23 protein-coding genes are annotated in these 18,280 nt (G+C 60.0%); 22 read left to right on the forward strand and 1 reads right to left on the reverse strand.

Features of this window, described 5'->3' with window-relative positions; genetic code table 11:
* Positions 1 to 2: 2 nt before the first annotated feature.
* The 22 genes from ABQX22_RS13680 (at position 3) to ABQX22_RS13780 (ending at position 17,749) form a co-directional block, all read left to right on the forward strand.
* Entirely contained in the window at positions 3 to 866 is an 864-nt protein-coding gene (locus tag ABQX22_RS13680) for a head maturation protease, ClpP-related (RefSeq protein WP_349800341.1), read from the forward strand.
* Between the two features lie 69 nt (positions 867 to 935).
* Positions 936 to 2,129 carry a phage major capsid protein gene (locus ABQX22_RS13685; RefSeq protein ID WP_349800343.1) on the forward strand — a complete coding sequence of 398 codons (1,194 nt, stop codon included), beginning with the start codon at positions 936 to 938 and terminating at the stop codon, positions 2,127 to 2,129.
* Positions 2,130 to 2,186: 57 nt separating this feature from the next.
* Positions 2,187 to 2,567 (forward strand): hypothetical protein, encoded by a 381-nt coding sequence (locus ABQX22_RS13690; RefSeq protein ID WP_349800345.1) that lies wholly within the window; start codon positions 2,187 to 2,189, stop codon positions 2,565 to 2,567.
* Position 2,568: 1 nt separating this feature from the next.
* Complete coding sequence (locus tag ABQX22_RS13695) at positions 2,569 to 2,910, forward strand: head-tail connector protein (protein WP_349800347.1); 342 nt, start codon at positions 2,569 to 2,571, stop codon at positions 2,908 to 2,910.
* The gene (locus ABQX22_RS26930) at positions 2,910 to 3,230 is read left to right on the forward strand and encodes a head-tail adaptor protein (protein WP_441005281.1); all 321 of its coding nucleotides are present in this window, start codon (positions 2,910 to 2,912) and stop codon (positions 3,228 to 3,230) included. The genes ABQX22_RS13695 and ABQX22_RS26930 overlap by 1 nt, the downstream gene beginning before the upstream one ends.
* 10 nt (positions 3,231 to 3,240) lie before the next feature.
* Positions 3,241 to 3,429: a hypothetical protein gene (locus tag ABQX22_RS13700; RefSeq protein ID WP_349800349.1), complete on the forward strand. Its 189-nt coding sequence runs from the start codon at positions 3,241 to 3,243 to the stop codon at positions 3,427 to 3,429.
* A gap of 3 nt (positions 3,430 to 3,432) precedes the next feature.
* On the forward strand, positions 3,433 to 3,936 hold the full coding sequence (locus tag ABQX22_RS13705; protein WP_349800351.1) for an HK97-gp10 family putative phage morphogenesis protein: 504 nt from the start codon (positions 3,433 to 3,435) through the stop codon (positions 3,934 to 3,936).
* The gene (locus tag ABQX22_RS13710) at positions 3,929 to 4,315 is read left to right on the forward strand and encodes a DUF3168 domain-containing protein (RefSeq protein WP_349800353.1); all 387 of its coding nucleotides are present in this window, start codon (positions 3,929 to 3,931) and stop codon (positions 4,313 to 4,315) included. The genes ABQX22_RS13705 and ABQX22_RS13710 overlap by 8 nt, the downstream gene beginning before the upstream one ends.
* A 55-nt stretch (positions 4,316 to 4,370) precedes the next feature.
* Entirely contained in the window at positions 4,371 to 4,868 is a 498-nt protein-coding gene (locus tag ABQX22_RS13715; protein ID WP_349800355.1) for a hypothetical protein, read from the forward strand.
* Between the two features lie 44 nt (positions 4,869 to 4,912).
* Entirely contained in the window at positions 4,913 to 5,242 is a 330-nt protein-coding gene (locus tag ABQX22_RS13720) for a hypothetical protein (protein ID WP_349800357.1), read from the forward strand.
* A 423-nt stretch (positions 5,243 to 5,665) separates the two neighbouring features.
* On the forward strand, positions 5,666 to 8,731 hold the full coding sequence (locus ABQX22_RS13725; protein WP_349800359.1) for a phage tail tape measure protein: 3,066 nt from the start codon (positions 5,666 to 5,668) through the stop codon (positions 8,729 to 8,731).
* Positions 8,728 to 9,048, forward strand: a complete 321-nt coding sequence (locus ABQX22_RS13730; protein ID WP_349800361.1) for a hypothetical protein — start codon at positions 8,728 to 8,730, stop codon at positions 9,046 to 9,048. Before ABQX22_RS13725 ends, ABQX22_RS13730 begins: the two co-directional genes overlap by 4 nt.
* A 17-nt stretch (positions 9,049 to 9,065) precedes the next feature.
* Positions 9,066 to 9,650, forward strand: coding sequence for a hypothetical protein (locus ABQX22_RS13735; RefSeq protein WP_349800363.1), 585 nt, complete (start codon positions 9,066 to 9,068; stop codon positions 9,648 to 9,650).
* Positions 9,650 to 10,252, forward strand: a complete 603-nt coding sequence (locus ABQX22_RS13740) for a hypothetical protein (RefSeq protein WP_349800365.1) — start codon at positions 9,650 to 9,652, stop codon at positions 10,250 to 10,252. Before ABQX22_RS13735 ends, ABQX22_RS13740 begins: the two co-directional genes overlap by 1 nt.
* Positions 10,253 to 10,254: 2 nt before the next feature.
* Positions 10,255 to 10,653, forward strand: a complete 399-nt coding sequence (locus tag ABQX22_RS13745; protein ID WP_441005282.1) for a DUF6950 family protein — start codon at positions 10,255 to 10,257, stop codon at positions 10,651 to 10,653.
* Positions 10,653 to 13,889, forward strand: a complete 3,237-nt coding sequence (locus tag ABQX22_RS13750; protein ID WP_349800369.1) for a phage tail tip fiber protein — start codon at positions 10,653 to 10,655, stop codon at positions 13,887 to 13,889. The genes ABQX22_RS13745 and ABQX22_RS13750 overlap by 1 nt, the downstream gene beginning before the upstream one ends.
* The gene (locus tag ABQX22_RS13755) at positions 13,886 to 14,215 is read left to right on the forward strand and encodes a hypothetical protein (RefSeq protein ID WP_349800371.1); all 330 of its coding nucleotides are present in this window, start codon (positions 13,886 to 13,888) and stop codon (positions 14,213 to 14,215) included. The genes ABQX22_RS13750 and ABQX22_RS13755 overlap by 4 nt, the downstream gene beginning before the upstream one ends.
* The gene (locus ABQX22_RS13760) at positions 14,212 to 14,937 is read left to right on the forward strand and encodes a hypothetical protein (RefSeq protein WP_349800373.1); all 726 of its coding nucleotides are present in this window, start codon (positions 14,212 to 14,214) and stop codon (positions 14,935 to 14,937) included. Before ABQX22_RS13755 ends, ABQX22_RS13760 begins: the two co-directional genes overlap by 4 nt.
* A 21-nt stretch (positions 14,938 to 14,958) precedes the next feature.
* A complete protein-coding gene (locus ABQX22_RS13765) occupies positions 14,959 to 15,456 on the forward strand; it encodes a hypothetical protein (protein ID WP_349800375.1) in 498 nt (165 codons plus the stop codon).
* 2 nt (positions 15,457 to 15,458) lie between these two features.
* Positions 15,459 to 16,025 carry a tail fiber assembly protein gene (locus tag ABQX22_RS13770; protein WP_349800377.1) on the forward strand — a complete coding sequence of 189 codons (567 nt, stop codon included), beginning with the start codon at positions 15,459 to 15,461 and terminating at the stop codon, positions 16,023 to 16,025.
* 57 nt (positions 16,026 to 16,082) lie between these two features.
* Positions 16,083 to 16,298 (forward strand): hypothetical protein, encoded by a 216-nt coding sequence (locus tag ABQX22_RS13775; protein WP_349800379.1) that lies wholly within the window; start codon positions 16,083 to 16,085, stop codon positions 16,296 to 16,298.
* Complete coding sequence (locus tag ABQX22_RS13780; RefSeq protein WP_349800381.1) at positions 16,295 to 17,749, forward strand: hypothetical protein; 1,455 nt, start codon at positions 16,295 to 16,297, stop codon at positions 17,747 to 17,749. The genes ABQX22_RS13775 and ABQX22_RS13780 overlap by 4 nt, the downstream gene beginning before the upstream one ends.
* A 115-nt stretch (positions 17,750 to 17,864) precedes the next feature.
* Here ABQX22_RS13780 and ABQX22_RS13785 read toward each other — a convergent pair whose 3' ends face one another.
* The gene (locus ABQX22_RS13785; RefSeq protein ID WP_349800383.1) at positions 17,865 to 18,236 is read right to left on the reverse strand and encodes a helix-turn-helix domain-containing protein; all 372 of its coding nucleotides are present in this window, start codon (positions 18,234 to 18,236) and stop codon (positions 17,865 to 17,867) included.
* Positions 18,237 to 18,280 lie beyond the last annotated feature (44 nt).

Here is an 18,280-nt window from a genome sequence, read left to right on the forward strand (position 1 = left end):
CCATGCCATTGAATGTAAATGCTCGCAGTTTCAACTGTGAGCTGAGCCCGCGTGCGCTCGATTTATGGAATCCGGATCTGCGCGCTGCGCTCGAATCCAATACCGACACCATCACGATGTACGGAATCATCGGTGAAGACTGGTATGGCGAGGGCGTCACCCTCAAGCGCGTGGATGCGGCGCTGCGGTCGATTGGCGACAAGCCCGTGACGGTGTACATCAACTCACCGGGCGGCGACATGTTCGAGGGCATCGCGATTTACAACCGTCTCCTTGAGCACTCGCAGGAGGTCACGACCAAGGTCCTCGGCCTGGCCGCTTCAGCGGCGTCGGTCATTGCGATGGCTGGCGCAAAGCGCGAAGTCGCCAAGACAGCTTTCCTGATGATCCACAACTGCTGGACTTACTTCGCTGGTAACCGGCACGCAATTCGCGAGCTCGCTGACACCATGGAGGAGTTTGATCGGGCCATGATCAGCCTCTATGCGGACACCAGCGGGCAGGACGATAAGGCCATTGAAAAAATGCTCGACGCCGAAACCTATATGAACGGTTCGAATGCCGTGGAAAAGGGTTTCGCGACCGGATTGATCAGTGCTTCCGAAGTTACAGAGGATGCGGATCCAGAACGGGCAAGTGCCCATGCCACGCGCAAGCTCGACGCGGCGCTGGCGAAGTCCGGCATGACCCGCACCGAGCGCAAAAAATTGCTTTCCGAAATCAAGACCAGCACGCGTAAAGCTGTTGGCGGCGACACGCCTAGCGCTGTCGTGCCGGGTACGCCTCGCGCTGCCCTTGATGTATCTGCGTTTGAAGAAACCGCACTCCAGGCGTCAGCTCTTCGGAATCTATTTCCGACGGGCTAAACGACTGAAACAGCAACCGACTACTGACCGCCCTAGAGGCGGTTTTTTCATTTCTGAAAGGACAAAACCATGCCCCAAGATCTTTCTGCGATTGAAGCTTCTCAGAAGCAAACCCAGGCCGACCTGAAAGCTGTTGGCGACCAGATCAAGACTTACGCCGAGCGCACCGAGAAGGAAATCAAAGCGTCCGGTGAAATGCAGGCTGAGACCCGTGGCAAGGTGGACGAGCTGCTGCTGAAGCAGGGCGAGCTTCAGGCTCGCATGCAGGACGCTGAGCAAAAGCTGGTTAATGCCAACAAGCGTCATGACCCAGAAGTTCAGCAGTCTGCCGGTCAGCTCGTGGCCGCGAAAATGACCGAGGAGGGCGTAACCAGCTCTTTCCGCGGCTCGCGCCGTGTTGAGGTTCCACGCGCGGCCATCACGTCTGTACCGACTTCCGGTGGTGCGCTTGTCCAGACGGAGCGTGTAGGTTTGATTCTGGCGCCTCAGCGGCGCCTCACTATCCGCGAACTGGTCGCACCTGGCACTACCGACAGCAACGCTGTCGAGTACGTGCGTGAGACAGGCTTTACCAACAACGCCGCGATCGTGGGTGAGGGCTTGGCGAAGCCATACAGCGAACTGACCTTTGCGCTCGAAAACGCGAACGTTCGCACAGTCGCTCACCTGTTCAAAGGCAGCCGGCAGATCCTCGACGATGCTGCTGCGCTGCAGAGCTACATCGACGCCCGTGCACGGTATGGCTTGCTGCTCGCCGAAGAAGCGCAGTTGCTGTACGGCAACGGTACCGGGAACAACTTGAAGGGCATCATCCCTCAGGCCCAGGCATACGCGCCGCCTGCGGGCATCGTGGTCGAGGCAGAACAGCGTATCGACCGCATTCGTTTGGCTTTGCTCCAGGCCATGCTGGCCGAGTTCCCATCTACCGGCATCGTGCTCAACCCGATCGACTGGGCCGCCATTGAGCTGCTGAAGGACGCCGAAGGTCGCTACATCATTGGTAAACCGCAAGATGGCACCGCCCCTCGGCTGTGGAATCTGCCCGTTGTTGAAACCCAGGCGATTGTCCAAGACCAGTTCCTGGTGGGCGCCTTCAGCCTGGCGGCGCAGATCTACGACCGGATGGGTATCGAGGTGCTTGTCTCGACTGAGAACGACAAGGACTTCGAGAACAATATGGTCACCATTCGCGCGGAAGAGCGCCTGGCTTTCGCGGTTTACCGTCCGGAAGCGTTCGTCACCGGTGAGCTGACCGCAGCCTGATCCCTTCGTAACTGAGTGCCGCCCCTGGGCGGCCCCGCTGATTCTGGAGATATGAAAATGGCACGTTCAAATTCTAACGATGCGGCCAAGCCTGTCGTTTCAGATTCGACCCCCGTGATTGCTACGCAACCGGCTGACGCAGCGAATGGTGCTACAGGCACTGTCGAAGGTGCACAACCTCTTTCCGCAGCAACATCGACGACTGCTGGCGAATCGGTAACCGCGGTCGCCCACGCTGGTGTCGGGCAAGCTGCAGTTCCTGATGCGCAGGCAAACGGCCTAGGAGATACGGGCGAAATCACCCTCTACCCGCTTCGCAGCTACCTTGACGGCAAGGAAGTACGCCGCGCGGGCGGCAAGGGCTATAAGTCACCGAAGCATGATGCGGTTTCATTGATCGCTGCCGATCTGGCTACCGATAAAAAACCCAAATCCTGACATGAACGCGATCTCTCTCGAAGTCGCAATGCTCCATTTGCGCGCGGAAGAGGATGACCGCACGCACGTCCAGGTATTGCTCGAAGCCGCAGAAGACGCGGCCGAGCAATATCTCAATCGAAAGTTCTATGCAGATGCGCAATCGCTTGCGAGCGCTGTGCTGCGCGGCGATGCCGACCGCAATCCAGTTGTGGTGAACGCGTCGATCAAAGCTGCGTGTTTGCTCATTTTGGGCAACTTGTACAGCAACCGCGAAGATGTCGTCGTCGGCACAACCGCCAGCGAAATTCCTATGGGTTCTCGGTCCTTGCTGACGCCTTATCGCGTTGGCTGGGGGGTGTGATGCGAGCAGGTCCGCTTCGGCATCGCTGCGCTCTCTTCCAACCTCTTTTGCTGAAGAACAGCTCCGGCGGGTTCGATACCACATGGCTGGAAGTGGGTAAGCTCTGGGCAGAAATAACCCTCCCGACTGGACGTGTCACTCCGATCGCAGAGCAACTACAGGCAGTGGTCAGCGCCGAGATCCGTATTCGTCCCAGGGCTGCCGCGCTGGCTGGCTGCCGCTTAGTCCACACCTCCGGCACTTATAAAATCGAAGCATCGTTGATTGATAACGCTCAATCCATGCTGCGGTTGCTGTGCTCCAATGTTCCGAATCCTTGAAGGGGAAATTATGAAACTCCGTGCTTTGGGTAATCTTTCCGGTGCAACTGGCGAAGTCGAAAAAGGTGCCGAGTTCAGCACTGACGCGACGACCGGCCAGGCCCTCATTGATCGAGGCCTTGCCGTCAAAGTCGATTCAGCTGCTCCGGCAGCGGCTGCGGTTGAGCCCTCTGGAAAACCTGTAAAAGAAAAGGGCTAGGCCTTGGCCAGTCGCCGCTCTCGCATGTCTGGTGATTTTAAACTTCGCAAAACCCTTCGTAATATTCATCAGAACATGGACAACCAATTGCGCCCGGCCATGCAAAAGGGCGCTGACCAAATTCTCCAAACCATGCTTGAACTCGTACCCAGGGATACCGGTGAGGCTGCTGGAGCGCTCAAGGCATTTGTGTCCAAGAGTGGCCTGGACGCACAAATCGGTATCCGGGGAAAGAAAGACAACCGACGTTTTTTCTACCTCAGATTCCTTGAATATGGCACCAAGGGTTTGAGCGGTAAGAAAAGAGAGGAGAACCGAAGTCGCCGCGCGACAAACAAGACCGATGGGTCGCACTTCTTCGGAAAGTTTCCGGACATTCCGCCACTACCTGCGCATCCATGGCTGCGGCCATCTCTCGATGTAAATCGCGAGTGGGTCCTTATGAGTATCCGTAAAGCCATCGGCGATACGCTGGAAAAAGCGAGCAAAGGAGTGACCGATGCCTGATCCTTCTGTTGCTCTCCAACAGGCGCTGTTTGCGCGGCTTGAAGCAGAGGTTTCTTGCCCCGTTTATGATGGCGCGCCAATGAATACGGATATGCCCTACGTGTCCATTGACCGGGAGATATCGACCAACATATCGCCCATCTATGGCCGCAAACGCGATCAACGTCTGATCTACCTGTCCGTCTGGTCGGATGCGCACGGCCAGGCTGAAGTGAAGCGTATAAACGGGGAAATTATTGACGCTTTGAATGAGCGTCGGCTTCCACTCGAGACAGGTCGCGCTGTTTCGGTAAGAGTTGAGCGCGCCGATGCGCAGCGGGACGCTGACGGCGTGACGTATCAGGGATCAATAACGGTCCGCATCATTACCACTCACTAACCAACCCTTGGCCGCCCAGCGGCTTTTTATCCAATGTGCTTTTGGAGGCATACCCATGGCCGATGACAACCTCAACACAGCCGCCGGATGCCGACTGGCACTCGGCACCAAAACTGGCGCGGACACCGAAACGGCTTACAAGGCCGACACTTACGGCGAAGTCGGTGAAATCGAAGACCTCGGCGAATTCGGCGACACCTTCAGCTCGGTGACCTTCACGTCGCTACGCGATGGTCGTGTGCGCAAATACAAGGGCACCGCGGACGCGGGTGACCTGACCGTGACCGTCGGACTGGATAACGGTGACGTGGGCCAGGCGGCGATTAAGGTGGCGCACAAGGATCGCTCCAAGGGTGATTACAACATCAAGATCACCCTGAACGACGGTGACCCGGCCGCGCAGCCGGCGATCCTGCCGACCACGTTTTATTTCCGGGCGAAGGTGATGAACAACACCGTCGCGCCGGGTGCCGCCGACAATGTGGTGCGCCGCAACGTCACCCTGGGCATTAACTCCGACATTCTCGAGATTGCGGCCGGCCCTGCTGCGTGATCATCCGGGGCTTCGGCCCCCCTTCCTGATAAGGGAACTGGTTCATGAGCAAGACTTTGCACGGTTCGTTGGCCATCAAGGTCGGCGAGGAAACTTTTGATCTGTCTGTCACCCTCGGCGCGGTGCGCAAGATCGAGGCGCATTTTGGTGGTTTGCGTGGTGCGGCCGAAGCCATGCGCGTGCTCAGCGTAGACGGCGTGGCCCTGGTAATCGCCGCCGGCGCGGGCCTTGGCGCTAAGGACGCCGAGCTGTTGCCCGAAAAGGTCTGGCAGGCCGGTGTTTCGGATCTAGCGGTCCAGCTCACGGGCTATCTGGGAGCGCTCTACAACCCCCGCGGTGCAACGCCGGAAAACGTCGAAGCGGGAAAGGGGTAAGCGCTGTCGAGGGTGGCAGCTACGTCGATCGATTGTTTGCGGTGGCGACAGGCTGGCTCGGCTGGCCGCCCGATGTCGCTTGGCGTACGCCGTTGCCGGAACTTTTCATCGCCATGGATGCAAAGATCGAATGGGCGCAGATGACCAGTCCATTTGGCGGCGCAAAGCCGACTGAGAAACCCAAGCCTTCGACAGTGGCTGACAAGCTTCGCCAGGTCCTCACCGGACGGCGCTCAGACAAGTAGCCGCAAGGCATTTTAAACCCGCCGGCTGCCGGCGTTTTACCACACGGAGACACACATGGCTGATACCGATGTCCAGGGCATGTTGGTCCGGATCGAGGCGACCACCGCCCAGCTGCGGCAAGAGATTGCCAGAGGCGAAAGCGCGGTAGCCAAGGCCTCGGGCCAGATCGACAGCAGCTTGGGCGCGGTCGACCAGGCCTTCGATCGCACTGGCACCAATGCCAGCCTACTGCAGCGATCGATCAGTTCAGCATTCACCGGCATGGGCTTGGCGGCAACGGCCGCCATTGCCGGGCTGGTCGCCATCACCAGCAAAACCACGGAGTACGCGCAGGAGGTGCGCAACCTCTCCGCGTTGTCCAACACCTCGACCACCGAATTCCAGCGGATGGCGGCCGGTGCCAGGACCGTGGGTGTCGAGCAGGAGAAACTGGCCGACATCTACAAGGACACGACAGACCGCGCCGGCGAGTTCATTTCGCGTGGCGGCGGCGAGATGGCGGACTTCTTCAAAGAGATTGCGCCCCGGGTTGGTGTCACCGCACAGATGTTTGCCAACCTGTCCGGGCCACAGGCCCTGCAGCTGTATTACAACTCGCTGGAAAAGGCCGGCGTGAACCAACAGCAGATGACCACCTACATGGAGGCCATGGCGGACGAGGCGACTGCCCTCATTCCCCTGCTGAAAAACAACGGGGCAGGGTTCAAGCAGCTAGGCGATCAGGCCGAGGCCGCCGGCAATATCCTGTCCAACATTCAGGTCGCGCGCCTGGTGGAGGTCAACCAGTCGATCAAGGCGCTGGAGGCGTCCTTCGCGGGGGCTTCACGTCAACTGGTGGCAGGTATGCTGCCGGGCATCGAAAGTGTCACCCAGCGCCTGACAGCGATGTCCAAGAGCGGCGTTACCGAGGGGCTTGGCGCCGGTATCGGCTTTTTGGTAGACAACCTCAACATTCTGGCCGCGATTCTCGGTGGCAAGGTCGCGGCGTCGTTTGTGGGCTATCTGTCGAACCTGGCATCGAGCTCGGCGGCCAGTGTGCAATCCCGGTCTGCCAATATTGCGCAGGCGGCCAGTGCTGTTGAAGTGGCCAGCGCCAATGCGATCGCCGCGCAGTCGGCCGTGGTGCGTGCCGAGAAAGAAGCGATTGCCGCACGCGGCACGGCGGTGCAGACCCAGATGTCGCTCCAGCTCGCCGAGGCCCGGATGGCCGAGCGGGCCGCGACCGCACAGGTGGCTGTCGCGCAGGCTACGCTCAAGGGTGTTTCCACCGGCATCATGTCGTTGCTGGGCGGCCCGGCAGGTATTGCGGCGCTGGCGATTGGCGCCGGTATCGCCTTCCTGACCATGCGCGATAACACGGTACAGGTGGCCAACAGCCTGGACGCGCTCAAGCGCCCTATACAGGAGATCCGCGAAGAGTTTCGCAAACTGACTCAGGACCAGCAGGGCGCCGAGCTGGTCAAGGTCGCCAAGGACCAGGAGCAAGCGGCAAGAGGCGCAGATGCGGCCTATGGTGATTTCCTAAAAACCATCCGACAGACGCTGGGGTCGACGGTCGGCACCCGGGTCAGCGGTGAATTTGATGCGGCGCGCGCGTCGGGACAGCAGTTGTCGACGGTCGTGGATGACCTGGCCAAGCGCTTCCATATTCCGGAAGAGGGGCTACGGTCCATCCGTGAAAGCGCGGGTGCGTTCAGCACGGCTGACAGCGCCGCGACCAAGTTCAAGAAAACCCAGGAAGCGTTGACCAAGGAAATGGCCGGCGGCGATGCGCCTAAAGCTCCGGACAATAGTGCCGCGATCAATGCCGGCAACGCCTACCTGCAGCAGCTGCAAAAGCAGGTCCAGACCCTGAAGGACAAGACGGCCCTGGAGCAGGCCGAGACGCTGATTCTCAAAGAGAAGATCGACCCGCAGAGCGCGCTGGCGGCGAAAATTCGCGAGCAGGCCAAAGCGGTAGACGCGCTCAAGGAGGCGGACAAGGCGGCGACCAAGGAAGAATCGGCCGCCGAGAAGGCGCGCAAAGCCGCTGACACGGCGCTGGACCAACGGCTGAAAACCGCCCAGACCTCCTACGATACACTGAAAAAATCGTTCGACCCGGTGGGTGCGGCAGCCGACGACCTCAAGGAAAAGACCGAACAGCTCGACCTGTTGTTTCAGAACAACCAGCTGTCAGTTGAAGCGTATGCCAGTGGCCTGGGTTATTTGAAGGATCAGTACGACACCACGGTGGCCTCCGCCACCGGGCTTTCCCAGGCGATGAAATACCAGGCGGATCTGGAAAAGCAGCTGGCAAATGCCAAGGCCGGCTACGACTCGATGGCCGCGTCAGTCGGGATGGGCGACAAGGAGTCAGAACGCACCCAGGCAATGCTCGATTTGCAGCGTGAGACCAATGACAAGGTGCTGGCGCTGCGCACCGAGCTGGCCACCGCGACCACCGCGAAACAACGGCAGGATCTGGACAAGCAGATCACGCTCACCGAGGAGTACGGCGACAAGCAGGTCGAGGCGATGAAGGTAGGCTGGACCAAGATCGATGCCGCCCAGGCCACGTGGCAGAACGGGGCGACAAAGGCCTGGGAAAACTACCGTGACAGTGCCGCTGATGTCGCTGGCCAGACGAATGCACTGTTCGCCGATACGTTCAGCGGCGCCGAGGATGCTCTGACGCAGTTCGTCAAAACCGGGAAGCTGTCGTTCAAGGACCTGGCCAATTCCATCGTGGATGACTTGATCCGAATCCAGATGCGCAAGGCGTTAGCCGGCGCGGTGTCGGCCGCTGGTGCGACCAGTTGGGGCAGTTCCATCGCCTCGGTGTTTCAAGCCGATGGCGGGGTATGGGACAAGGGCGTGCAGAAGTTTGCCAAGGGCGCCGCTTTCACCAATTCGGTAGTCACCACCCCGACATCATTCGGCATGGCCGGCGGTAAGACGGGCCAGATGGGCGAGGCAGGTCCGGAGGCGATCATGCCATTGACGCGGGCCGCTGATGGTTCGTTGGGCGTACGGATGGTGGGCGGCGGCGGAGCTGCCGCTGTTGAGAGCAAGAGTGAAACTGGGAACACTTTCGGAGGGATCACTCAAGTGTTTCACGTCAACGGCGATGTCAGCCAAGAAACTCTTGCGATGATGCAGAATATGGTCCGCCAAGGCACGCAGCAGGCTCTTCAGTCGGTTGCCCAGGATGCCAAGTTAAATGGTCCAATTTCGCAGGCACTTCGCAGGAGTCTTAGATGAGCTCGTACAAGGTAGATCGCAGTGATTTGCTGCAAAAGATATCAACGCTGGTGTCGCAGGAAGTCTTTTCGAGTGTCGATAAAGACGATACCGCAGCGGATTACCGGAGCAAGGGTGACGAGTTCGCGCTGATTATGGGGCGCATAACTGCTGTTCTAATTGCCGAAAAAATAGATGCCAGCATCGTTTTCGATATTCAGAATTGGGTAGTGCAAACCCAATCCTCTGTATTCACAGAAATCAGTCGGAAAATCAGACCGGGCGGGGAGATAAGCAAGATCCTTTCCGGTTCAGAACTGCCTACCCGATCCGATTAATATCACCAGGAGTATGTATGGCTCTCGAATGGCCTGAACTGCTTGAGCCTTCTGAAATGGCTTGGGGAATGGTCTACAACAACAGGTCGTTCACGTCCTCCCTGTCCAACGCCCAGCAGATTGTGGGCTACCCGGGGGCCTGCTGGCAGTGCACGCTGACCTTCGGCACGCTGTTCGATGAAGACGAGCGCGAGCTGACCGGATTGATCGGGCGATTGCAAGGCATGTTCGGCACCGTGAAAATCCCCGCCTTTACCCGGACTCGCACCGACAATATCGGCGCACCTGTAGTCGTGGCCGGCGCATCGCAATCCATGCTGATGACCATTGGCGGGGTCACGCCCAGCGCACGGGTGTTTTCCCTGGGCGACTACATCACGGTGGCCGGCGAGATGTTCGAGGTGGTGCAGGATGCCATCTCGACTGCGCAGGGCAGGGTTCAGGTGTCACTCAACAAGCGAATTCGCCGTGCATTGGTCGCGGGCACACCGGTCGAATATCGCAACCCCTATTCGGAGATGCGCCGCGTTGAGGATACGCACCAGGTGGTGATTCAGCCGGTGGTGTCGAACAGCAGTCTGCAATTTCGGGAGGCCTTCTGATGGCGGCAGTCTTTCCTTTCAGCCAGCGGGTGATCGACATCATCGCGCAGGGCAACTTCATGGTGGTGTACGCCTGCCAGCTGGATTTTGCCGACGGGAGCGTGTTTGCCCATACGGGGACTGGCCAACTGGTGATCGACGGCATTACCTACGACGGCGTGGGTCAGTTCGGCGAAGTGGGCCAGTCTCAGGAAACCAACAACTCCGGCACGCCCATGTCGGTGGAGGTCACGCTGAACGGCCTGGACTCGTTCATCTTGTCCGAAACCAATGTACGTGGCAGTCGTGGCCGCTACGCGCGACTGCTGTTTGTGGTGATTGACCAGGCGGGTCAGTACGCCGCTGACATTCTGTTCTCGGGTCGCATGGACGCTGCGCGGTTTTCGTTTGCAGGCAACGGCGCCGAGGGCAACAGCATCACCGTGCCGATCATTGACCGCATGGCCGAGTGGAACCGCACCGGTACCGAGCGCTGGACAGATGAGAACCACCGCGCCCGGCACCAGGGCGATCGCTTTTTCTATGCCATTGCGCAGATGTCCGAATGGCCCATCTACTGGGGCGCAAGCAAGGACGCACCGGCCTTCACCTACGGGGATTAGCGATGCGGTACCGAGACTGGACCACGCGTTTGAACGAAGCAATCAAGGCTGCCCAAGGGCGGCCTTTTTCGTGGGGCGAATTTGATTGTTGCCTGTTTGCGGCAGATTGCGCGGTGGCCGTGTGCGGGGTCGATCCGGCCGAGCGCTATCGCGGCAAGTACAAGACAGAGGCAGGCGCCAAGCGTCAGCTCAAGCGCATCGGCGGCAGTTTGGAAGGCGCGTGGGACGCGTGTTTTAAACGCGTCGAGCCCGCTTATGTGCAGCGCGGTGATGTCGTGCTGTACGACGGCCCCTTGGGTCGCTGTGTGGCCGTGCACTGGGCCGGCGCCTTCTGGTCCGTGGCCGACGATGGCGTCAGCCGCATTGAATGCAAGCCACTGGTGGTCTGGAGAATCGAATAATGGGCAGTGCGGTTAAAAAGATTGCCCAGGTGGTGGTCGGTGCAGTGGTGGGTTTTGCGCAGGGCGGCCCCTGGGGTGCGGTCGCCGGTACGGCGCTGGCCTTTTATGCGGCCGATCAGCAGGAAAAGCTCAATACCGGTTCGTCACTGCGCGACAACGAGCCATCGGCGCAGACCGTGCGTTCGTCCAAGGCGCCGGTGCGATTCATCCTCGGCCGGGCCAGCACCGGCGGTGTGCTGGTCTGGGCGCAGGAGCAGGCCGGCGTGCAAACCGAGGGCGAATGGATTCACATGGTGTACGTCCTGGCCGAGGGCCGAATCGCCGGCATTGACGCCATCTACCTGGGCGAGCAGGACATCAACGATTTCTACGATGCCGCCAGTTATGAGCTGATCGTCGATCCGGTTCAGGTAAATGCCTTTCTCAAGGCCAACTGCCCGGACTGGAAGGATAGCCAGATCGGGCGCGGGCTTTCGTTCGTGCGCCTGTCGCTTCGCTACAGCGCCGAGAAATTTCCCTCGGGTATTCCCGATGTGCGATTCCAGGTGCGCGGCAGCGTGGACATCTTCGACCCACGCAACGGCCAGACCGGCTACAGCGAGAACACCGCGCTGCATCTGCTGTGGTACATGCGCAATCGCTGCGGTGTGCCGGATGACGAAATCATCATGGAGACGTTCGCCAGTGCGGCCAACGTCTGCGACGAGGCAGTGATCAACGCGGACGGCACCGGCGGGTTCCGGTACCGCACCGGATGCGTGATCGGCGCCAACGAGCAAAAGACCCAGGTCCAGCAGAAGCTTGAGGCCGCGTGCGGAGGCAAGTTGATCCGCGTGGGCGGGCGCTGGATGCTGCAGGCCGGCGCCTATTACGGCCCCTATGATTTTGAAATCACCGAAGACATGGTGATCGGCACCGTCAGCGGGACAACCGAGTCGAGCAACGATGCGTCAATCAACACCGTGCGTGGCACCTTCATCGATACCACCCAGTCCTGGACGGAAACGGACTATCCGGAAGTCAGCGTAGCGCAGTGGGTCGCAGAAGACGGCGGCGAAGCGGCGGAAACGCTGTCGTTCAGCTACGTGCTCGATCCGTACCAGGCGCAGCGCCTGGCCAACATGGAACTCCGGCGCCGGCGGGCAGGGGGCTCGCTGACGCTGCCGATGAATTTTGCGGGTTACAACTGCCGCCCGGGGCGCGTGGTGCGGGTCAACCTGCCCACCCTGAACATCCTGGGCGAGTTCATCGTCACGGACTGGGCCATGGGCGCCAATGACGCGTGTTCGGTGTCGGTCAGCCAATACGACCAGCAGATCTTCGACGATGCGGTGGGTCAGCCTTACAACCCGCTGGGGTTCATCAACTTGCCTACCGGCGGCCTTGGCACGCCGACTGGGTTGATGTGGCAGACAGACACTGCTGCCGAGGTGGTGCAGGGCGTGCTGTCTTGGGTGATGCCAGCGGGCATCGTGACCGAGTGCAGCGTGGTGGTGCGTCAGGGCCGGAATGTGGTTCAAGCGCACACCGTGCCGGCGCCCGCGGTGCAATGCAGCATCAACGGCCTGCCATCGGGTCAGTACGCCCTCAGCGTGTCCGCTCGCGGCCCGCTCGCCCGGTCTGGCGAGGCCACGATCAATATCAACATCGACGGCCCGCCGGTGCCGGAAACCTGTGTGATCTACTCGTCGTTCAACAGCATCACGCTGGTGCCGAGCAACCTGCAGTACCAGCTCAATGGCGGGACCTACGAATATTTCTACACCATCAACCGCGATGCACCCGTGAGCGCTGCGCAGTACCTGGGGCAGGGGCTTTCGTTCACGCACACCGGCCTGGCGTTCGCCACCAATTATTTCTACTACGTGCGATCGTCCAATGCCTACGGCAAGAGCGACTTCCTGTTCGTGGTGGCCTCGACGTCCAGCGACGTGGGCGAAATCATCGACGTGATCGGCGGGCAGATTGGCGAGACCGAGCTGGGTCAAGAAGTGCGCGACAAGATCGACCTGATCACCGGCAACGGTGCGGGGTCCGTCAATGACCGGATCGACGAGGCCAAGCAGGAGCTGCAGGACCTGATCAGCGACGTCACCGATGCACTGGTTTACGACAAGGACAAGGTAGGCGGCTATCTGGCCGGGGAGATCGTCCGGCAGGGGCAGGGCCTTTACCAGGCCAGACAGGACGTCCCCGCTGATGCGTCAGGCGCGAATGCGCCGCCCAATGCCACCTACTGGCAGGACATTGGGACGATCCTGCAAACAGCCAACGCCCTGGCCGCTCAGGTGGAGCGCAACCGTGTTGGCCTTACCGAAGTGAATGACGTGATCACCGCCCAGGCCGAACGGCTGGAAACGGTGACCTCACAAATCAACAACCCGGCCACCGGCCTGGCGGCCAACGCCCAAGGCCTCAGCGCGCTGAAAAGCACGGTCAGCCAAATCGGCGATGAGCTTTCAGCAGCAGCGGAAAAGATCGACGGTGTGACCGCGCAACTCAGCCCAGACCTGACGGGGGATGACACCTGGAACATCGGCGAGGATGACGTTTACGCAGGTTCCGTTACGGTGCAATCGGTGTTCGCGGATGCCACGACAGCGGTCGCGCAGCGCGTGGAAACCGTGGCCGCCACCATTGGCCAGACTGCCGCATTGCTCCAGTCGGAGCAGCTCGCTCGGGCGACAGCAGACAGCGCGCTGTCGAGCCGGGTCGATACGACGCAGGTGCAACTGGGCAAGAACAGTGCGGCGATCAGCGCCGTCAGCACCGCTCAGGCCAAGACTGATGGCGGCCTGTCGGCGATGAGCACCATCAAGACGCAGGTCACGGTGGATGGATACACCTACCTGGCGTCCCTGGGCGTCGGTGTGGAGAACGACAAGGGCATCACTGTCTCGCAGATCCTGCTGGCCGCCAGTCGGGTGGCGATCTTTGATCCGAACATCGGCGGTAGCACGATCAAGCCGCTGCTGGTGACACAGGGCAATCAGGTCTACATCAACGACGCGGTGATCAACAAGGCGTTCATCCAGGAGCTGGTGCTGGGGATGACCATCACCTCGAAGGCACTGGCGCCCAACGGCAGGCCCGTTCTAAGTATCGACTTTGTCTCCGGGCTGATGGAGCGCAACAGCGGCGGTACCGGCATGCGCAGGGAGGAAACTGCCAACTACGACCGCTACTGGGATGAGCAAACGGGTGTGCTGGTCCTGGAAATCGGGGTGCTGTCGTGACCGCCGGTATCCGGATTCGGGATGCAAACACCAACGCCATACGGTTGAACGTCACTGACTACACGGTGCGGGTCATCTATTCCACCGTGTTGACGATCACCGGCAACGGCGCGCTGGCAGTCCCCGATGTCAGTGAGGGCGCTTACGGGGCTTTCCTGATTCCGTGCTTCCAGTTCGGCTACCCGGCCGCGAGCATCGATCAGTTCATGGCAACCAATCCGGCGATCATGCCCAGGACATCGATCACCCCGGGGCAGGTGAACTGGGTGGTCGGTGCCGGGCACATCGCCAATACCTGGCAGCTGATGGTGGTGAAGTATTTATGACGGTAGGCATTCGAATAAGAGGGGTGGTGGGTCAGGTCCAGGTTGATGATCAAACGCCGGTGTTTGTCGTGAGTGAGCGCGGCACCATCGGCAGTGCGAACCTTGTGCTTGATGTCCCGGCCGTCTTCTTTCTGGGCTCGCGTCACCATGTGGTGTTCGCGACGCCCTACACAACGGCAGCGCCGCCGCTGGTGTTTCTCAGGTTTCTGGACAGCGAAGCCGTCATGACCACCTTCACCATGCGGGGCGGGCCGGGCAACTGGACGGGGTTCAATATCGCGGTCGGCATCAACATGGTCCAGATCGTTGCGCGCAACCTTTTGTACTTCGTGGCAACCCCGATGCCGCCGGCGCCGTCCGGCGCGCGGGTGGGTATCCGCATCCGCAACAGAACAAACAACCAACTGACCTTCGACAGCGGCTGGCCGTTGGTGAAGTTCATCCAGCAGACCGCTGCCTTTCAGGCCGACGGGCGATACACCCATGGTGTGCTGATCTACAGCGTCGGGCAGCCCGCGGGGGCTGACGTGTACTTCATGGCCAATGGCTTTTCCGGGCTGATCAATGCCTTTGCCGGCGACAGCATTCAGTACATGCATGTCGGTGTTCATCCGAATTTCCCCGGGAAACTTTTGCTCTACACGCGTGCATCGAGCGGTGACAACGACATCGCCTACCAGGCGTATCAGTGGTCCGCGCTGTTCGCCAGCCCAGGCGCCTAACTTGTATATCGAGGTTTCTGAATGACACGACAGGCGATTGATACCGTCACGCTCCAGGCGAACGGCAAGCGAGGCGAGCCCGCCAAAGGCGCCTTTGAAAAGATCAACAGCATGACCACCGAGATTTACAACCGGCTGAGCCAGTTGGGAACGGCTGCAAACGCGAACATTGGTACCGGCCAATATCAGGTCATGACGGTGCCGGCCTTTGGGCTCGGAAAGCGCGAAGACGTTGGCAATACGTCGATCATGGGCAGCATGAACTACTGGGGAACAAGCTTTGGGGTGATCGCTGACGGCACTCAGTACCAGCCCTTTGCCTATGGCACCTGTCTTAACTTGACGTTTCCCGGCTCGAATTATCTCGGGTCACAGCTCTACATGGGTTGTTCACCCGGCGGCATCATCGGCTTTCGTTCGGGCGACTATTCCGGCGCGCAGCCGGGCGGTAGCTTCAACACCATCTACCACACCGGCAACACCACCCGCGCCGCTGACGGCACTTTGAAGGCGATATGACCATGACGACCCGCGCAGCTATCAACATCCTCGGCTCGACAGGGGAGGTGATCGATATCACATCACTGGGCGTTGCCTCATTGACCAGTTCGCATCCCGAAGTCGGGCGCTACCGAGTTCTGGGCACGCTCGGCATGGCCCTGCCACCCGAGGGATGGGGGTACGTGGTGAATCAGGCCGACAGCGACAAGACCGTGGCCATCTCGTACGCCGACGGCGAACTGCTCATAACCGTAGGCAAAGACGGCGAACCCGCCAACCTCGATCACAGCATCACGCTGCATGTTTCAGTTGAAGAGTTGCCACCGTTTGAGATGCCGCCGATGGCGTCTGAACCGGCTCATCTTCCGGCCGACCCGCTGGAAGATGCCTTGGCAGAGTACGCCCGCTTGCGCGCGCTTGCGGACTTCGTGGTTGCTCCATTGCAAGACGCCGTCGACGTTGACGAAGCAACCGACGACGACATTGCGCTGCTCAAGGCCTGGAAGAAGTACCGCGTGGCGCTGAATCGAGTCACAGACCAGCCCGGCTACCCGGCGACCATTAATTGGCCGGCCGCCCCCGCCTGATCGTATTGCTACACCACAACCCGCCATTGAGCGGGATTTTTTTTGCCTGGAGAAAACATGCGAACAGACCAGTACATTTTGCGTTTCAGTTACGGCGATCACACGCTGGTGGTTAAGGCGAATGGGGGCAGCCTCAAGGCCGAAAAACAAGTGGGTGAAGACTGGGTCGTGGCTGACTCCTTCGATGCCGACGGTTCGTGGAGACTGGCCTTGGGCAATTCGCCAACGCGTTTCACCCCCTCTGGCGGCGCTGCGTATGAGGTGGGTAAGTGAGCCTGGTTATCGGCAGTGGACTCAGGCTTGGATCGGGCTCTGCGGGTGGCACAATCAAAAAACTCGCCGACCTGCAGACTTACCTCGCTGCGGATCACCCGTGGCAAGTGGTCAAGGTGACCGACCGGGCCGAGGCGCCAAACGCCTTTACCTGGGTGTATAGCGATGGCGCTGCCTGGAAGAGCGTCTACAAGCGCGACACGGTCAGCACGGACCCGGACAGCCTTTCGCCGATCCTGGTGGGTTCGCTCTGGAACCCACTGTTCATGAACGTCGACACGGACCATCAGGATCTGTACGGCTACGTGACACTGACGGCTCACCAGATGGGCGACGAGCCAGCGACCCACTTGATCGTCAACTTCATGAACGCCTATTTGAAGCCAGACAGCGCTGGGCCACTGACGAACACCGGCAACGCTCAGCCTCTGCAGAAGCTGGCCCTGCACATTCCCGGGGCTCCGAAGCCCGCCTACGTGTTCTGGAACGGCTCGCGGTCCTATGTAATCGCCGATGGCGCCGCTGACGTGAACGCCGATGAGGTGCCCGCCTCGGCGTTTGGACTGGACGAGATACCTGGCGCGTCCATCGTTACTGCCAAGCTGCTGATCCTGTACGACGGCCCCGCGGGCGTGCCGTACTCGAACCGCAACCCTGCGGAGGGGCAAGGCACAGCGATGTACCGGTTCAAGCCAGGCGACGGTACCAACGGGACGACAGCGATGTCGGACGTGGACGTGCCCGGTGCTTTCACCTGGACCGGCACGGAACCCGTATCGCGCAGCGGCGGGTATTACCCGTTCATCCTGGCCCGCCACAAGAGTAAGAAAGCCACGGCGCTCATGGCCATCGGCACGAGCATCACGTCGAACTTCAACGATCCAGCGAACGTCTTCGCGGGGCCAGCCTGGTTTCAGCGCGGGATCAAAATGTTCAAGGTCCGCCCCGGCGCGTTTAACTTCGCCATCGCGGGCAGCACCACCCAGGCGGGCAAGGGCGAGCCACGCATTCAGGCCTACTACAAATACTGCACCGGCGCAGTCCTTGAGCATCCGACGAACGACTTCCTGAATCCGTCCGCACTCACCGCGGCAATGGGCAAGGCGCGCGTGGATGGTCGACGTGATGAGCTGGTCGAAGGCGGCATTCCTGCGGACAAGATCGCGCTAGTCCTGCCAATTGCCTATACGAGCGGCGACTACACGACCGAGGCCGGACAGACGCCGCACGCTGGCTGGGGCGCGGGCGAAGTGGTGCAGCAATATAAGGCGCTGGCGATGGCGGACCCAAGCTACGGGCTCAAGCTGGATCGCTGGTCGCTCTTGGGCGAGGACGGTCTGGTGTTCAAGCCAGGCTATACGGTCGACGGTCTTCACCTGGAACGCGCGTCGTCGATCATTGAGGCGACTGCCGTTGCCCCGCCGATGGAAGCATTCTTTAAAGTCGCCTGACCATCCTCAATCGACCCGCTTCGGCGGGTTTCTATCGGAAGGAAAAACGCCTGAAAGTTATCGAAAGGGAGATCGTCGCCATCCTGCCGAGCCCGGAGAGGGCAGTGGGCAAGATTCAATTATTCCTGTCCAAAAATTTTACATACGCGGCGAGGTGGTCTCGCGGAGTACGCGTATCGGAAGGGTTTTGTATCTGGGCAAGTTCAGCGAGTGCTTGTGCGGTAACCCAGAGCCGGTTGTGTAACTCATTCCTTATGTTTTGGACTGTATCGAAATGCGGTCCATCTGTTCTATGGCCGGTAACCACGTAGCTGACATCGATGCCAGCTTCAGAAATAGACGCTAGATAGTTCGCATCAGGCTTTCGCTTACCAGACTCATAGTGAGCTTGGGCGTTGGCCCTAATCCCGCCAAGCTTCGCGATTGCGGCCTGACTTAAGCCGATCCTTTTTCTTTCTTGTGCCAGTCGCCGGCCGAGCAATTTCATCCGTAATACCTAAATCTTTTTAATGAGGCTGAATAGAAGACTAC

Origin of the sequence: Xanthomonas sp. WHRI 1810A (assembly GCF_040202885.1) — a bacterium.
GTDB lineage: Bacteria > Pseudomonadota > Gammaproteobacteria > Pseudomonadales > Pseudomonadaceae > Aquipseudomonas.

Excerpts from the sequence above, each read along its gene's own strand:
- ABQX22_RS13680 (WP_349800341.1), top strand. The coding sequence starts at position 3 with ATGCCATTGAATGTAAATGCTCGCAGTTTCAACTGTGAGCTGAGCCCG.
- ABQX22_RS13685 (WP_349800343.1), top strand. The coding sequence starts at position 936 with ATGCCCCAAGATCTTTCTGCGATTGAAGCTTCTCAGAAGCAAACCCAG.
- ABQX22_RS13690 (WP_349800345.1), top strand. The coding sequence starts at position 2,187 with ATGGCACGTTCAAATTCTAACGATGCGGCCAAGCCTGTCGTTTCAGAT.
- ABQX22_RS13695 (WP_349800347.1), top strand. The coding sequence starts at position 2,569 with ATGAACGCGATCTCTCTCGAAGTCGCAATGCTCCATTTGCGCGCGGAA.
- ABQX22_RS26930 (WP_441005281.1), top strand. The coding sequence starts at position 2,910 with ATGCGAGCAGGTCCGCTTCGGCATCGCTGCGCTCTCTTCCAACCTCTT.
- ABQX22_RS13700 (WP_349800349.1), top strand. The coding sequence starts at position 3,241 with ATGAAACTCCGTGCTTTGGGTAATCTTTCCGGTGCAACTGGCGAAGTC.
- ABQX22_RS13710 (WP_349800353.1), top strand. The coding sequence starts at position 3,929 with ATGCCTGATCCTTCTGTTGCTCTCCAACAGGCGCTGTTTGCGCGGCTT.
- ABQX22_RS13715 (WP_349800355.1), top strand. The coding sequence starts at position 4,371 with ATGGCCGATGACAACCTCAACACAGCCGCCGGATGCCGACTGGCACTC.
- ABQX22_RS13720 (WP_349800357.1), top strand. The coding sequence starts at position 4,913 with ATGAGCAAGACTTTGCACGGTTCGTTGGCCATCAAGGTCGGCGAGGAA.
- ABQX22_RS13730 (WP_349800361.1), top strand. The coding sequence starts at position 8,728 with ATGAGCTCGTACAAGGTAGATCGCAGTGATTTGCTGCAAAAGATATCA.
- ABQX22_RS13735 (WP_349800363.1), top strand. The coding sequence starts at position 9,066 with ATGGCTCTCGAATGGCCTGAACTGCTTGAGCCTTCTGAAATGGCTTGG.
- ABQX22_RS13740 (WP_349800365.1), top strand. The coding sequence starts at position 9,650 with ATGGCGGCAGTCTTTCCTTTCAGCCAGCGGGTGATCGACATCATCGCG.
- ABQX22_RS13745 (WP_441005282.1), top strand. The coding sequence starts at position 10,255 with ATGCGGTACCGAGACTGGACCACGCGTTTGAACGAAGCAATCAAGGCT.
- ABQX22_RS13750 (WP_349800369.1), top strand. The coding sequence starts at position 10,653 with ATGGGCAGTGCGGTTAAAAAGATTGCCCAGGTGGTGGTCGGTGCAGTG.
- ABQX22_RS13760 (WP_349800373.1), top strand. The coding sequence starts at position 14,212 with ATGACGGTAGGCATTCGAATAAGAGGGGTGGTGGGTCAGGTCCAGGTT.
- ABQX22_RS13765 (WP_349800375.1), top strand. The coding sequence starts at position 14,959 with ATGACACGACAGGCGATTGATACCGTCACGCTCCAGGCGAACGGCAAG.
- ABQX22_RS13770 (WP_349800377.1), top strand. The coding sequence starts at position 15,459 with ATGACGACCCGCGCAGCTATCAACATCCTCGGCTCGACAGGGGAGGTG.
- ABQX22_RS13775 (WP_349800379.1), top strand. The coding sequence starts at position 16,083 with ATGCGAACAGACCAGTACATTTTGCGTTTCAGTTACGGCGATCACACG.
- ABQX22_RS13785 (WP_349800383.1), bottom strand. The coding sequence starts at position 18,236 with ATGAAATTGCTCGGCCGGCGACTGGCACAAGAAAGAAAAAGGATCGGC.